Origin of the sequence: Enterovibrio makurazakiensis (assembly GCF_050336585.1) — a bacterium.
GTDB classification, from domain to species: domain Bacteria; phylum Pseudomonadota; class Gammaproteobacteria; order Enterobacterales; family Vibrionaceae; genus Enterovibrio; species Enterovibrio gelatinilyticus.
Map to the genome: position 1 here is coordinate 152022 of NZ_JAKJSE010000009.1, position 16556 is coordinate 168577.

Annotated in this window: 6 protein-coding genes; all 6 read left to right on the plus strand. The window is 47.8% G+C overall.

What is annotated here, in order from left to right; translation table 11 throughout:
* The first annotated feature begins 174 nt into the window (after positions 1 to 174).
* Entirely contained in the window at positions 175 to 8859 is an 8685-nt protein-coding gene (locus L4D06_RS07910) for an Ig-like domain-containing protein (protein ID WP_429738659.1), read from the plus strand.
* 16 nt (positions 8860 to 8875) lie between these two features.
* Complete coding sequence (locus tag L4D06_RS07915) at positions 8876 to 11068, plus strand: type I secretion system permease/ATPase (protein WP_429738661.1); 2193 nt, start codon at positions 8876 to 8878, stop codon at positions 11066 to 11068.
* Complete coding sequence (locus L4D06_RS07920) at positions 11061 to 12443, plus strand: HlyD family type I secretion periplasmic adaptor subunit (RefSeq protein ID WP_274162717.1); 1383 nt, start codon at positions 11061 to 11063, stop codon at positions 12441 to 12443. Before L4D06_RS07915 ends, L4D06_RS07920 begins: the two co-directional genes overlap by 8 nt.
* A 26-nt stretch (positions 12444 to 12469) precedes the next feature.
* Positions 12470 to 13834, plus strand: coding sequence for a TolC family outer membrane protein (locus L4D06_RS07925; protein WP_429738663.1), 1365 nt, complete (start codon positions 12470 to 12472; stop codon positions 13832 to 13834).
* Complete coding sequence (locus tag L4D06_RS07930; protein ID WP_429738665.1) at positions 13831 to 14430, plus strand: OmpA family protein; 600 nt, start codon at positions 13831 to 13833, stop codon at positions 14428 to 14430. Before L4D06_RS07925 ends, L4D06_RS07930 begins: the two co-directional genes overlap by 4 nt.
* Positions 14431 to 14492: 62 nt before the next feature.
* Positions 14493 to 16442 (plus strand): bifunctional diguanylate cyclase/phosphodiesterase, encoded by a 1950-nt coding sequence (locus L4D06_RS07935; protein WP_429738667.1) that lies wholly within the window; start codon positions 14493 to 14495, stop codon positions 16440 to 16442.
* Positions 16443 to 16556 lie beyond the last annotated feature (114 nt).

Below are 16556 nucleotides of genomic sequence, written 5' to 3' on the forward strand. Positions count from 1 at the left end.
GCTCACACCGCTCTACAAGATCTTAAGTTGAACTCTCGCTTTATGAATTGCTTCCACTGTTCTTGTTCGTATGTCAATGCATGCACTACTCTTACTAATGATTCTAATAATTAACATTTTTACAACTTTTAATATTTATTCTTATTTTTGTGCTTGGTTTGGAGAAATACGAGTATGAGCGAAGTCAAACTTCCATTTGGTGCAAATGTCCTATTTGTCAGTGGCGCAGCTTCTCTCAATCAACTATCAACAAAAGTTGAAGTCGGTAAACACCTCAATAAGGGTCAAATACTTAACGTAGAAAGTGACACTATCATTGCTTTTCAGGATGACAACGGAAGACCATTCATCTATAGCAATAGCGATATACATACTTTAAGCGACGTACTTAGCTCAGTTAATTCCCTCAATGTCGGCGATCAGGATATCGCTCAAATTATCGAGTCAATCATTAGTGGACAAGACCCAACTCAAACTGACGAGAATTCAACAGCATCAGGGATGACAGTCACGAGCACGGGGACGCATGGCTTTTATGCTCTTAGCCGGGATGCTAACGAAACCATTGCCAGTGCTGGTTATGATACCAAGGCTTATGATGGTGATGAGACCGCAGCAAACACACAAGAACAACAGACTTCAAACTTCTTCGTTAAACCAGAACTAGATGTTTCAGTTGATGCGCTGACAAAAGACAGCACGCCAACAATAACCGGTACAACAAATCAACCATCCGGTTCCAGTGTCCAAATAACTATTACTGACGCGGATGGAAATATCCAAACTATCACCGCAATCGTTCAAGCTAGTGGTAGTTTCTTTGTAGATGTTCCTCAAGGTTTAACTGACGGACAGTTCTCAATTACTGCATCCCTTGTTGATTCTCAAGGTAGCCGTGTTGTGGCATCTGCTTCAGGAATTATTGATACTACCGCCCCCGGTGAAGGCACTGGCTCGGGCGGCACTGATGAACTACCTCTCATAGCGATCCCTGAAGCCATCGGCGGTGTCGGCGAGACAGAGGTCTCAGACGGAATTGAAGTACAGGTAACCCCGCCCACAGGCACAAAACCCGGCGACATCATCACCCTCACGGTCACACAACCCGATGGCGATACCACCACAGTCACCGCTACCGTCCCGAACGGTTGGATAAGTGGCAGCAGTGTGCCTATCATCGTCTCTCCTGAGGCATTAGGCGGCGGCAGACGTCGTTTGCCTGATGAGGGTGACTACACCATTACCGCCACCGTCACGGATTCGGCGGGAAACACCTCGGCACCCAGCGTCAACGCTGACTTCAGCATTGATACCACGGCCCCTGGTGAAGGCACGGGCGTGGGCGGCACCGATGAATTACCACTCGTGGCGATCCCTGAAGCCTCCGGCGGCGTCGGCGAGAACGAGGTCTCTGATGGTATTGAAGTACAAGTCACGCCCCCCACAGGGACCGAACCCGGCGATAAGATCACGGTCACGGTCACGCAACCCGATGGCGATACCACCGCGGTCACTGCGACCGTCCCAAATGGCTGGACAGGCGGCACCAGTGTCTCTGTGACTGTTTCGCCAGAAGACTTAGGGGCAAGCAGCGGACAATTGCCCGATGAAGGTGACTACACCATTATCGCCACCGTCACGGATTCGGCGGGAAATACATCGGCGTCTAGCACCGATTCCGACTTCACCATTGACACAACCGCACCCGGTGAAGGCACGGGCGTGGGCGGTACCGATGAACTGCCTTTGGTTGCGATCCCCGAATCCACCGGCGGTATCGGCGAGGCTGAAGTCTCTGACGGCGTTGAAGTACAAATAACGCCCCCCACAGGTACCGAGCCCGGCGACACTGTCACTGTCACGGTCACGCAACCCGATGGCAATATCACCTCGGTCACTGCGACGGTTCCAAATGGATGGACGAGTGGCAACAGTGTGTCAGTCAACGTTTCGCCAGAAGATTTAGGAGCCAGCAGCGGTCAATTACCTGACGAAGGCGATTACACGATTTCCGCCACCGTCACGGATTCTGCGGGAAATACATCGGCATCAAGCACAGATTCCGATTTCACCATTGATACCACTGCCCCCGGTGAAGGCACGGGCGTGGGCGGCACCGATGAACTGCCTCTTGTGGCTATCCCCGAAGCCTCCGGCGGCGTCGGCGAAAACGAAGTCTCTAATGGCATCGACGTCCAAGTGACCCCTCCCACAGGCACAAAACCCGGCGATACGATCACTGTCACGGTGACACAACCCGATGGGGATATGACTCAAGTAATTGCCACCGTCCCGAATGGCTGGGCTGGCGGGAGTAGTGTGTCAGTTACCGTTTCGCCAGAAGATTTAGGAGCCACCAGCGGGCAATTGCCTGACGAAGGTGATTACACGATTACTGCCACCGTCACGGATTCGGCGGGAAATACATCGGCATCTAGCACAGATTCCGATTTCACCGTTGATACCACTGCCCCCGGTGAAGGCACGGGCGTGGGTGGCACCGATGAACTGCCACTTGTGGCGATCCCTGAAGCCTCCGGCGGCGTCGGCGAGAACGATGTCTCTAACGGCATCGACGTCCAAGTGACGCCACCGACAGGCACAAAACCCGGCGACACCATCACTCTTACCGTCACGCAACCTGACGGGGACACCACCGCGGTCACCGCAACCGTCCCAAATGGCTGGACAGGCGGCGACAGTGTCTCTATTACCGTTTCGCCAGAAGATTTAGGGGCCACCAGCGGGCAATTGCCTGACGAAGGCGATTACACGATTACCACCACTGTGACTGACTCCGCGGGTAACACCTCGGCATCTAGCTCAAGCTTTGACATCACGGTTGATACAACGTCATCCGCGACACCCACAGTTACTATTACTGACGACGCAAACAACGATGGTTTAGTCAATAGCCAAGAACATGGGAGTGATGATGTTCAGCTGACAGTCTCCGTTGACCATGGGGATTTTTCGACTGGCGGTTTAGTCACGGTCGTTGTCAATAATGACGGCGTCGTTCGAACCGAAAACCTCAAACTCGTTAGCGGTTCCTTGCAACATGAAGATGGCTCATCCGCAGCCGATTATAGCTATAACAATGGCACCATTTCCTGGAACGAGGTGGTCGCTGCTGGAGACAGTATTTCCGTCAATGCTACACAAACAGACTCTGCTGGAAATGTTTCAAGTTCTGGTACTGATTCTGCCCTCGCGACACAAGCGAGCAACGACGCTTCGTCTACACAAGAAGACGTTGCACTAAATGGCAATGTACTCACCAATGATCTTGGCAACTCCAGTGTCACCAGCTTTCTGGTAACAGGTTCTTCAACCGTTTATACCGCAGGTCAAACCGCCGTTATTTCAGGCATGGGATCATTCGCATTAAATGCCAACGGAAGCTACAGCTTTACACCTGAAACTGATTGGAACGGTACCGTTCCAGATGTGACCTACACGACCAATTCCGGTGACACCGCCACTGTTGGCATTACCGTCACAGCCGTTGATGATGCAGTAGATGCGGTAGATGACACTTATTCAATGAACGAGGACGATACACTTGTTCTAAACCTTCTGGGGAATGATCAAGCCCCTGATGATGGGCTTGAAATAACACACATCAACGGCATTGCACTCACTGGTAGAGCTGAAAATATCGCCGTGAGCAACGGCACCGTTGTGATAGATGCTGACGGCAGTATGAGCTTTAAACCGGACGCAAATTATTTTGGTTCAGTCAGTTTTAATTATCAGGTCAAAGATAGTGATGGTTCTAGCGATACGGCCAGTGTGAACATCACGGTTAACAGCGTTAATGATGGTCCAGATGCTGTTGATGACACATTAACGATGACAGATGCAGGAGCTATCGCTTCTGGCTATACCGGTAATGCAATCGACACCCAAATTATCGAAGGTTATGGCACAGGAAAAGTTGATGATTCAGCTTACATGACAACCACCCACGCTGATGGCAGTTACACTGTGGTATTTAGGGCGTGGGATACCAATTATTACGGCAACAACAAAGTCGTGTTACAGAGTTTCAACGCAGATGGATCATTAAAAGGCGATAAACTCACACTGGGTTCCAGAGATAAAATTGAATCGCCTCAGGTAACACAACTCAACGACGATGGTGACTTGTTAGTCACTTGGACTGGCTATAACAACAGTGCCACCCTCAACACCCACTCATATGCGCAAGTCGTATATGCAAATCCTGATGATCATGGCGGTGCCACCACGGGTCCAGAGATGGATTTGGGTTCATCTCAGCTAAGAACAGTCACTTCTGAACACTCTGGCGATACCAGCATCATGGTCTGGCAAAACAGTTTCACACTTTATATGCAGGAGCTTGATGTTTCTGGTAACAAAGTAGGTGGTGCTCAAGTAGTCGGCTCCGTATCAGCCAATTCAAACGGCTACCCCATTGAGTCTAAAGCTGAAATTTCTGTGTTGGACAATGGTAATTATGTCATTTCGTGGAATCAGGGTTCCACAGCTACCGCAACCAATACCGTGATGCTGTCGCCAGACGGTGACAAAATCGGTAGTCAGCAAACGCTCAACATTGGCGGTACAGATGGTATCGGTGACCTTGAAACCAATGTCGTCAGTATCGGTGATGGTAAGTATGCGATTGTCGGTTCCAGTGGCGGAGTTGTAAAACTCACCTTAGTCGATGGTACAACCAATCAACCTATTACTAATTCTACCCAAACGTTGAGCTTAGCTGGCACAACCAGCAATGATTTGCCATCGATTACAAACGTTGGCGCTGATGGGGATTTTGTTGTCGTTTGGCGTGGCATTGAAGGGGGCGAGTGGCAAACCTATATACAACATTTCGATGCCGACGGTTCCAAGGATCAACCAGTGAGTAAACTGGATGCACCAGGTGGTCACGGGCCTGCAAAAGTTATAGGCGTTGGCGATGATGGTGATTACGTTATCGTTTGGAGTAGCATCAACGATGCTGGTGACTATGACGTCCATACTCAGAAATACAACGCAGACGGCACGAAAGATGGTGACCAACTGACATTTACAGGTCAGCAGGAAAACAAAAATGACCTGAACTTCGATATTGTGGCTGTCGGCGATGAAGGCGCCTATACCATTTCATTTCTTGGCACCGACTCCAGTGCTAACGGCGGCGACTACAGTATTTACATTGCCAGCGTTGATGCAAATGGAAACAAAGTGGTCGCCTACCCTGACGGAAGCACCGGCGACTTTTCCATCACCACTGACGTTGTCATCTCTTCCGGTTTTTACTCTGTCTCCTACAGTACCGGTACCCTCTACGCCAACGGCACTGCCTACCCAAGCGGCAGTCAGGTTCCGGCAAATGAATGGGTAAATGTGACGCTAGTGGGCGCGGTTGCCGCGGACTATGACTTGGTCGTCACCGCAGCCGAAGCGATCACCACCGATGAAGACACTGCCCTAGTGATTAATGTGTCCGATCTGTTACTGAATGATACCGATCTCGAAGGCGATACACTTACTGTTGTTTCAGTTCAAGCCCCCGAAAACGGCACTGTCACTCTCAATGGCGATGGCACCATTACCTTCACGCCAACAGCCGACTACTCTGGCCCTGCAAGCTTCACCTATACCATCAGCGATGGACAAGGGGGAACCGACACCGCCACAGTAAACCTGAGCGTACTTGACACGACAGCCCCTGCAACGGGCGACGGCGAAAACACGATTAGCTTTTTAGATGGCGGTAACGAGCGAGTCAGCGATTCCGAATCCACCAATGTGCCATTATCAGGGAAAGTGGCGGTCGGCAGTACAGTCAATTCCATAACTATCACTGACGGTACAGACACGATCACTGTCGATACAGGTGACATTACTGTGGCTGGCGATGGCACAGTCTCCGTAACAGGCCAAGATCTCTCTAGCCTCGCCGACGGTACCTTGACCGTCACCATGAATGTCTCGGATAGCGCTGGTAATAATGGGAATATCACTGACACAACAGTGATGAATATTGCGGGGCGAGAAGCATTTAGTTGGTCTCTACTGTCCGACCCTGATGGTGATGGTACCGCGATTGACGGAGGTGACAGTCTTGCTGGGTACACGTCTGAGTCTATAAATACCGGCACTGTTGATGTCACGTTTAGCAATGACGGACGCTTTGGCACTTCTCCTTCTGGGAATATTGCTGGCGCCGCAACATTTCAAAAAAGCACGCCTATTATCGCTGGAATTGATGGCGGCTCTGAAACAATCAATACCGCGAGCTCCCTTCGCACAGGATACCCAGACACTTCAACAGGAAGCACTTCAACCGTAAATTTCTCTTCTGAAGTCACCAATGTTCAGTTCAGAGTATCCGACCTTGATGTCTATGATACCGTGCGGATATTGGCATTTGATGCTGACGGAAACCCAGTCGAAGTAACCTTCAATGCTGGATCTCTATTAACCGTGTCGGATTCCGATGGCGTCAATGGTAATGACACTGTCACCGGACCGGGAGCGGGGGGGAATCATGACGGTACAGACCCCAATGTTTCTGCACTCATCAACATTGCCGGACCAGTGAGTAGCCTTCAGATAATCCATTTAGATGGGCCAGGTGCAGTTGTTTCAGATATCTTTTTTGATTCACCCGTCATTAAAACCGTTAACGATTCCGCCTCCACTCAGGAAGATGTCGCCCTTAGTGGGAACGTTCTCGACAACGACTCTGGCGATATCAGTGTTGCCACCTTCTCAGTGACAGGCTCTCCAACGGTTTATACCGCAGGTCAAACAGCCACTATTTCTGGCGTCGGTACCTTTGAGCTTGGTACCAATGGCGGCTACAACTTCACCCCGGAGGCTGACTGGAGTGGTGTCGTCCCTACCATCACCTATACGACCAATTCAGGTGATAGCGCCACCATCAACCTCATGGTCACCCCAGAATTCATTGACGCTGTTGATGACAGTTACACGTTGAGTAATGGAGGGAATGTAGCCCTAGACTTGTTAAGCAATGATACTGCGACGGGTAGCGAAATCACCCAGATCAACGGGGTTGCTCTCACTGGCAATGCACAAAATATTGCCGTAGATAATGGCTCAGTCGTCATTGCTGGCGATGGCAGCATGAGCTTTGTTCCAGACAGTAACTTTTATGGACAGATTGACTTTGACTATCAGGTTCAAAGTGATAATGGCGACTCTGACACAGCGACAGTGACCATTGCCGGTGACGCAAACAAACCCACACTTTCTGTCGTGAACACAAACACCGATAACGAAGTCGGTGAGTCATTTTGGGCAACATTTACAATAAGTCTCAGTGACGCCGTCACTGAGCCCACAAAGGTCAAGGTCTCACTGCTTCTGGGAGTTGGCTACGACGTCAGTAATGAAGATCTAGGCAAATATGAATATTGGACGGGGTCAACGTGGGCAAATTTCAAAAACGGAAGTGAACTTACCTTATCAGCATTTCAAACTGAACTTAACGTAAGAACCCAGCCCATCAATGACTCTAAAGCGGAAAGTGCAGAGACACTCATCGTCAGGGCGGAACCCATTGCATCAGAAACCAACATTCAAAGCGGTCAAGCTGAAGACACCGTCGTTATCGTTGAATCTTATGACATCGATACAAGTGGCCTTAATTCAGGTTTTGTGCATTGGCATATTGACGCAGATGGAGTCCAACATGTCATGGGTAACCGATGGCATCCCAATGAAAAGGTCACTCTCAACGGTCCTGATGGAAGTGAAAAAGTGGTCTATGCCGATAGTGATGGCTTCTTCCATGAAAGCGGCGTGGACTATTACACCTCAGCAGGCACACTCTCTGCCCAAGGCGAATCTAGCGGAAACTCTAAAAACAATATCGAAATCACTCCCAGCATCACCCCTATCGTTCTTGATCTGGACGGCGACGGAATAGAGACCTCTGATGTAACTGAAAATCCAGTCAACTTCGACTATGACGGAGATGGACAGGCCGTTAACACTGGGTGGGTCTCAGGAGGAGATGGTTTACTTGTCCGTGACATCAATAAAGACGGTGAAATCAACGACGGTTCGGAACTCTTTGGGTCGAACACCGAGCTCCAAGATGGAACCAATGCAGCAGATGGTTACGAAGCATTAGCCCAGCATGACACCAATGCAGACGGCATCATTGATCAAAACGACACAATCTACTCGGAACTCGGTGTCTGGGTTGATACAAACATGGATGGCAAAACCGACGAAGGAGAACTTCTAAGTTTGGAAGAGGCTGGAGTCGCTTCGATTAGTCTTGATGCTCAAACCACCGACGACACACAGAACAATAACACCATAGGTAAAACATCCACCTACACCACTACCGACGGTGAAGAGCGCGCAGCTGCGGACGTCTGGTTTGCCACCCAGCAAACTGGAGAGGAAGAAACAAATATTGCTGGTTTGGTCGAGGAGCACAGTATCAGTGGCTTAGATAACAGTGAACTTGTCTGGAACAGCGATAACGTTGATGACCAACCTTGGTCTGACACGGTAACTGACTTCACGGTGGGTGAATCTCATCTTGACCTATCTGACTTAGTGACAGACCACGAAGACAACCTTCTTAGCGAAGCAGATGTTGATATGTTCGAGCAAGACGGCTCATTGGTGTTCAGGGTAGACACAGATGGTGACCATGCGTGGAACCAAGAGATCATTCTTCAGGACGTGTCGTTACAAGACATTGTCGATGAAAACGGAATGATCAAAAACGGCGTGTTTGGTGATGACAATACGAAAGAGCTCTTCCAAAAGGCAGCAGCGACAGATGTTGTAGAGAACACGCCAACGCTATTGGACGACCCAACTGTCGATCACCACTAAAAAGGGGCCATTTATCGTGCGATTAGCTGATGATGTAAAACCGCAGTGGAGCATTCCTAGCTCAGCCCAAACCACCGCGGATCCTTTGTTGGATTGCTTGGTGATACTCACCGAGTACTACGGATCTCCGTGTTCGGGTGAAGCCCTCGTGGCTAGTTTACCAATGAGGGAGGCTCGACTTACCCCAGACCTATTTCCTCAAGCATCAGCCCGAGCAGGTCTGGTCTCTAAACTCGCGAGAAAACCGCTCAATACCATTGGTGAAATGCTAACACCCTGCATTCTTCTATTGGCAGATCAAAAAGCCTGTATTTTACGTTCTCTGGACAGTGAAAACGAACAAGCCATTGTTCAACTTCCTGATACTGGTGGAGAAACCACGCTGAGTTTGGAAGATCTCGAAGCGCAATACGTCGGGTATTCCATCTTGATAAAGAAGCAATATCGAGGCGATAAAAGCGTCGATATACATCAGCATACGAAAAAAGGTCACTGGCTATTTTCAATGCTGTGGGAAGCGGCTCCCATATACCGTGAGGCGTTACTTGCTTCAGTGATTGTCAACATTTTTGCGTTAGTTTCCCCCCTCTTCATGATGAATGTGTACGACAAGATCCTGCCCAATCAAGCCTTTGAGTCCTTATGGGTACTCGCTAGCGGTGCCGCATTGGTATTTGCCTTTGATTACATTCTTCGCTACGTCAGAAGTTCGTTGATTGATAATGCGGGAAAGAAAATCGATATTGTCGTGTCTTCTCGCTTGTTTGCCAAATCCATCGGTATACCGCTAGAAAAACGCGGCCCCAGTGTTGGAGGCATGGCAAAACAAATCAGCGAATTTGATAGCGTAAGGGAAATGTTAACCTCTACGACGGTGACGGCACTGGTCGACCTCCCCTTTGCTATCTTCTTCCTTTTTATTATCTACATTTTCGCTGGTGATTTAGCCGTCGTTCCTTTGGCAGCAGGCATCATCATTATCGGCTATGCCTTTGCCATTCAGCCAAAACTTCGAGACGCCATTGAAGAAAGTAACAAGTTTGCAGGGCTAAAAAATGGGCATTTAATTGAAAGTCTCTCTGCTATGGAGGCCATCAAAGCGAACCTCGCGGAAGGGATTGTTCAAAAGACATGGCAGCAAATGATAGCGCACTCTGCAACATGGGGATTAAAGGTCAAAAAAATATCCCAGTCAGTGTCCTACCTCGCCACATTTATTACGCAAATGACTTCAGTCGTGGTGGTGTTCCTAGGGGTATATCTCGTCTCTAAAGGCGATATTTCCATGGGGGGGATCATTGCCGCAGTGATGCTCTCCGGTCGAGTCGTCTCGCCTATGGCGCAGTTAGCCAACTTGCTCACACGGTCGAATCAAACAATGAGCTCTCTTCGCCAACTGGACGCGCTCATGGACCAAAGTGACGAATTTGAAGATAAAGGTCATTTGATCAGCCGACAACAACTCAAAGGCCAGATTGAAGCCTCCGCCGTCAGTTTCACGTATCAAGACACCGAAGAGCCTGTACTTTACCCCTCTACTCTCAAAATCACGGAAGGTGAAAGCGTCGCTATCATTGGCAAGAATGGTTCAGGGAAAACCACACTGCTTAAGATGTGCGCGGGGTTATACCAACCCACGCAAGGTAGCTTGAGATTTGACGGTATTGATTCCAAGCAAATACACCCAGCCGACCTTCGCCGAAATGTGGGTTACATGCCGCAAGACATCACACTTTTTCATGGCTCCATTCGCGACAACATCCTTTTTGGTACTCGACAAGTCACTGAACATCAACTCATCCGCGCCGTTCAACTCTCGGGGGTTAGTCAATTCACGTCTTTGGATTCTCAAGGGCTAGATAAACAAGTGGGAGAACGAGGGGAATCTCTCTCGCGTGGACAGCGTCAAGCTGTCGCTCTAGCTCGATCCATTTTGAATGACCCTTCAATTCTATTAATGGACGAACCCACGTCATCAATGGATGCCTTTGCTGAAAAGCAATTCATCCGCGCTATGCATCACGTCAGCAAAGAAAGGACCTTGTTGTTGATAACCCACAAAATGTCCCTGTTGGAAATCGTCGATCGCGTCGTGGTGCTCGATAAAGGACGTATTTTTCTAGATGGCCCAAGAGAGATCGTGTTGAAGAAACTGGCTCAAGGCCAGAGATCTGCTGACGAACCACGGAGACAAGCCAACAATGAGTAAAACTAAAGACCGCGAACACATCGACATGGCAGATGACATTTATGGGGCCATGATGATGGATGTGCCCCATCGCTATCGTGTGGTTGTCTGGCTAATTATTGTCATGGTGGCCGCATTCATCACTTGGGCATCAGTGTCATCACTCGATCAAGTGACGCGAGGAGACGGAAAGGTGATTCCTTCCTCTCAAGTTCAGCTCATTCAAAGCCTTGATGGCGGTATATTGCAAGAAATGTATGTCGAAGAAGGCATGATTGTTGAAAAAGGTATGCCACTTGTTCACATCGATGACACGCGATTTCGCTCAGACGTCGCGCAGCAGGAAGAAGAGGATGCAAGCCTCAACGCAAACATCATTCGGTTACAAGAAGAATTAAACAGTATTCAACTACAGGGCTTAAACACGGCTTGGCAAGATCAAATCCAGATTGATTCTACGCCACTTGTGTTTCCCGATGACCTAAGAAATAACGAACCCGAATTGGTGAAGCGACAGCAACTTGAATATCAAGGGCATATTGATGGTCTAAAAAATAAAATAGACATACAGTCTCGCCAAGTTCTTCAAAAGCAGCAAGAAATCAAAGAACTAGCAACCAAAATAAAAACACTAGAAAGCGGGGCCAAACTGGTAGCAAGAGAATATGAGCTCACTAAACCTCTCGCCAAGAAAAAGATCGTTCCGGAAATTGAGCTTCTCAAATTACAACGCCAAGTCAATGATATTCGAGGTGAAATCGCAGCGCTCTATCAGCTCCAACCCAAACTAAAAGCGCAGCAAGACGAAGCTATGTTAAAACGACGTGAGGCCGTTCTGTTGTTCATTAATGAAAACCGGACACAGGTCAGTGAGCTGGAAGCCAAGTTATCACGCCTTCAACAGGCCAAAGTCGGTTCGCAAGACAAAGTCGACAAAGCCATCATCACCTCCCCCGTCAATGGCACCATCAAAACCATTCATATCAACACACTAGGCGGCGTTATAAAACCGGGAGATAACATTCTAGAAATCGTCCCCACCGAAGACCAACTGCTTATCGAAGCAAAGATCCAACCCAAAGATATCGCATTCCTTCGTTCTGGTTTACCCACTGTGGTTAAGGTGACGGCCTATGACTTTACACGTTATGGCGGGTTAAAAGGCAAGCTTGAACATATCAGTGCAGATACAACGCAAGACGAGAAAGGCAACAGTTTCTACCTCGTCAGGATCAGAACTGACGTTTCAAATCTCGCAGACAATGACGGGTCAGATTTACCCATAATTCCCGGTATGTTAACCAGCGTAGATATTGTCACAGGAAAACGGACGGTACTTGACTACATATTGAACCCTATTTTACGCGCAAGAGAATCAGCACTTCGAGAACGATAATGAATAGTGCCCAGGAGTTTGTATATATGCTTAATTTCATCGCTATCAAACGTTTCACTAAATTTATTGTGGGGTCTTTACCTTTTGTACTATTCATTCCAACAACAGGCTTTTCCCAGTCGTTAGAACAAGCCGTCGCCAATACTCTTGCATCAAGCCCTGAAGTACGACGAGCATTCAATGCTTACAAAGCGCAACAAGAGCAAGTAGGTCAAGCATTCTCAGGATACTTACCGACGGTAGATATCACTGCTGGTTATGGCTGGGAACAAACTGACAGCCCTTCCACTCGTGCTGGAGGTAGAGAAAATGAAGCGCTGAATCCGGGCGAAGCAGGAATTAGCATAAGACAAGTACTGTTTAGCGGCTTTCAGACTCAGAGCGAGGTCGAGCGTTCGGAAGCTGAAAAAAACTCAGCGTATTGGAACCTCGTATCCGCCTCCGAAGAGCAAGCACTAAAAGCGGTCAGAGTGTATATCAAATACATTCAAGCTAAAGAGGTCGTCTTGCTCTCTGAAGAAAATCTGAAGAGTCACAAAACCATTTATGGCCAAATTAAAGAGAAGACAGACTCTGGGCTAGGCTCAGCCGCAGACCTCTATCAAATTACTGGCAGACTGGCGCGCGCAAAATCAAATGTCATCGTAGCAAAAAACAACCTGATGGATGCGGAAAGTAACTTTGTCCGGGTTGTTAACCTTACCCCCCAAAATCTCAGCCCGCCACAACCGGATATGGCACTCATTCCCACAACACGACAGCAAGCTATCTCTGCAGCAGAAAAAGAACATCCAACACTCAAGGTTTCCAACTCCGACATTACGGCTGCCAAAAAACAACGTGAAGCGGCTAAATCGGCTTATTACCCCGAAGTGAGTCTTGAGGTAAACGGCAATTGGAATAACGATAATGGCGGAACGTTAGGTCATGATAACGACATCCGAACCATGCTGCGTGTGCGTTACAACCTCTACAGTGGTGGAAGAGATACTGCGCTTGAAAAAGAGATGGCATACCGCATTGGCGAGTCACAAGAAATCAACCAAACCGCGGTGAGAGATGTCATTGAAGGAACAACATTGGCTTGGAACGCACGTATTAATCTCATTGAGCAAATAGGCTACCTGAAAGAACATGTTGTCGCTGCGCGACAAACTCAAAGTGCCTACACACTTCAGTTTGGTTTAGGACAACGCACGTTGATCGATTTACTTGATTCGGAAAACGAAGTCTTTGAATCAAGAAAAGACTTCATCGCAGCAGAGTATGACGTTCTCATCGCCGAATATCGCATACTCAACGCTACCGGACGCTTGCTCTCTTCACTAAGGGTTCAATCTCCCTTCACCTCTATGCCAATAACTCAAAGTGAAAGTGGAGAAACGAAATGAAAATCGTATTGATGACACTTCTCCTCTTTCTCCTTGCAGGATGCAGCGGTAACAACGTTGATTCTTTTCCGGAAGCCTATGTACAACCCAATGATTTAAAAGACCTAGATCTCGATGGTGTCATAAACGAAAGAGACAAGTGCCCCGAGACAATCAAAGGTGCAATCGTAGACAATGACGGTTGCTCTGGGGCCAAACACATAAATCAACGCATTACCTTGAATGTAAGGTTTCAAAGTGGCTCCTCCTATATCAACCCAGCCGACCTCCCTGAGATAGAAAATCTGGCCAATTTTCTCAAAAACCACCCTTACACAAACGTAACCGTTGAAGGCCATGCCAGCACACATGGAGATGCCCGCACGAATAAATGGCTTTCCTTGAAGCGTGCAAAAAAGGTCTCATCAGTGCTCTCATCCACCTACGGCGTTGAGCGACATCGAATACGCGCTGTGGGTTATGGAGAAGAACGACTGTTAGACACAACAAATACACCGGATGCCCATCAACGTAATCGGCGCGTCGTTGCAGACATTAGGGTAAGCAACAAAGAAACACCGTTGAAGTGGACAATCTACACACAACTTGATGACTAAATTATCACGGGTATTGCGACTTGGAGGACGAGTAGTCCAAGCCCCAAAACATGGAATTGAACATGACGATAACCAATAAAATAACGATTGTTGTGGTTGGGATTCTCCTATTCCTGTGCTCTGTACTAGCAGTGGCCGAATTTGCTATTAATCTTGCCTTTCTCAAGCAAGAAATTCAGCTCCACGCAAAAAGTGCAATGCAGAACATGAGTGTTGCTTTGATCCCTATTCTAGAAACAGGTGACCGAGAAAAAAGTGACATCTTTTTCTCAACCGTCATGTCCGAAGGCACATTGCTGAAAAATGTTACCCTGCAGTGGATGTTTGAAGGGGATTTACAGCAATGGTCGTATGACTCGGATGTGAGTCAAAAGGTGCCCGAATGGTTTATGTCTCTTGGTTTTATTGAGCCAATCTGGATGACCTCTACGATCAATAACGGTTGGACAGATTTAGCAACATTATCCATCACGGTCTCGTCCGATCACGCCTATTTGGCGCTTTGGGAGTTATCAGGGCCTTTCACGCTATTCGCCATCTCTGTCATCGTTATCGCAACCTTGCTTGTTCGATATACGCTAAAGCGCTCCCTCTCCCCGGTACTAAAAATTACCAAAGAAGCCAAACGCATTGCACAATTCGATTTTTCGGCGAGATTACCTACCCCCAAAGCCAGCGATCTCTCTGAGCTGACCACTGCTTTCAACGAAATGTCGTCCCAGCTCCACGGTTTATTTGAAACACTTAATGAAGAGATAAATGCGCTCAGGCAGAAATACTTGTTTGATCAGCCATCTGGGTTCCCAAACAGAAGCTTCTTTATGCGACAACTGGAAAGCTGGCTTTCGGATGGGGACTGTGGTGTGGTCATGCTCATCAACCTTAAGTGGCTAAAAGAAGACCATCGCAGTGAGGGGGCGAAGAGTGTAAATGATTGCATGCGTTCTTTGAACATAGCACTTCAGAACGTTATTCCACGTTCTCACGATGCATTTGGCGCAAGGCTTGGTAAAGCTGAGCTTGCTGTTCTTATCCCGAGCGTTCATGAAAAAGAAGCAAGAGCGATATTGAGCAAACTCATTCGCGCGTTTAACAATGAAGTATTAAACAATGGGTTACCCACCGCGAATGCATTCATCATTGGTATCGCCGAAAAACAAGGAGGCGATACCTTATCTTCTCTACTGTCACGAGCCAATGACGCTTTGCAACATGCAGAGCGATTCCAAGCTGTTTTTCACTTTTCAGAAACTGAGCACGAGTTTTCACAGACCACGTTGAACACACAACTTGAGGAAGCCGTAAATAACGAAGCCTTCAGTTTGATGGTGCAGCCTATTCTTTCCAGTGCGTCACACCAAACCCAACATTATGAGGTTTACGCCCATATCCAACTGGACAATAAGTCAGTTCCTGCATCGAATTTAATTTCAGACCTTTCACGATTCTCGCTTTCTACTAAATTTGACCAATCTGTCATATCACTCGCAATAGACATATTGAAAAATGACGAAGCCATTCCGCCGCTTTCAATCAATTTGACGCCCAGCAGTGTCAAAGATCTGAAGGTAATATCATGGGTAATCAACAAAGTTCGAAAAAACAAACTCAAAGATCGTATCTACTTTGAATTTGCCGAGGTACTGGTTTGTCTGCACCTTAACGACTGTGAAAAAGCATGTGCGATGATGAAAGAAGAAGGCATTCACTTTGGGATAGATAGGTTCGGGCAACATTTGTCCTCAATCACCTACCTAAGGTCCTTGAAGCCTGATTTTATCAAATTAGATCATTCGTTTTTGGAACACAGTGACGACGACAATAACCATCTTCTACTTAAACCTATGATAAAGATGGCATCGAGCCTTGGGATAGATGTGATAGTGTCAGCCGTAGAATATCAGCAGCAATTGAAGTTGTTCTCCGATACAAACATCGATGGTTATTTTGGCTATATATCCCCCCCAACTCCCATTGAAGGGATATCGTCTCACGTTGCCAAAAGTGCGTAATATTGAGTAACAGCGCACATCAGCGCTATGCAGAGTTTCAACCTATGTCCTTTGCATAGCGCAACTAGAATGACAACTTATGATACTGGCAACGTAAGTTGTTTAATTTGGAGT

Excerpts from the sequence above, each read along its gene's own strand:
- L4D06_RS07910 (WP_429738659.1), top strand. The coding sequence starts at position 175 with ATGAGCGAAGTCAAACTTCCATTTGGTGCAAATGTCCTATTTGTCAGT.
- L4D06_RS07920 (WP_274162717.1), top strand. The coding sequence starts at position 11,061 with ATGAGTAAAACTAAAGACCGCGAACACATCGACATGGCAGATGACATT.
- L4D06_RS07925 (WP_429738663.1), top strand. The coding sequence starts at position 12,470 with ATGCTTAATTTCATCGCTATCAAACGTTTCACTAAATTTATTGTGGGG.
- L4D06_RS07930 (WP_429738665.1), top strand. The coding sequence starts at position 13,831 with ATGAAAATCGTATTGATGACACTTCTCCTCTTTCTCCTTGCAGGATGC.
- L4D06_RS07935 (WP_429738667.1), top strand. The coding sequence starts at position 14,493 with ATGACGATAACCAATAAAATAACGATTGTTGTGGTTGGGATTCTCCTA.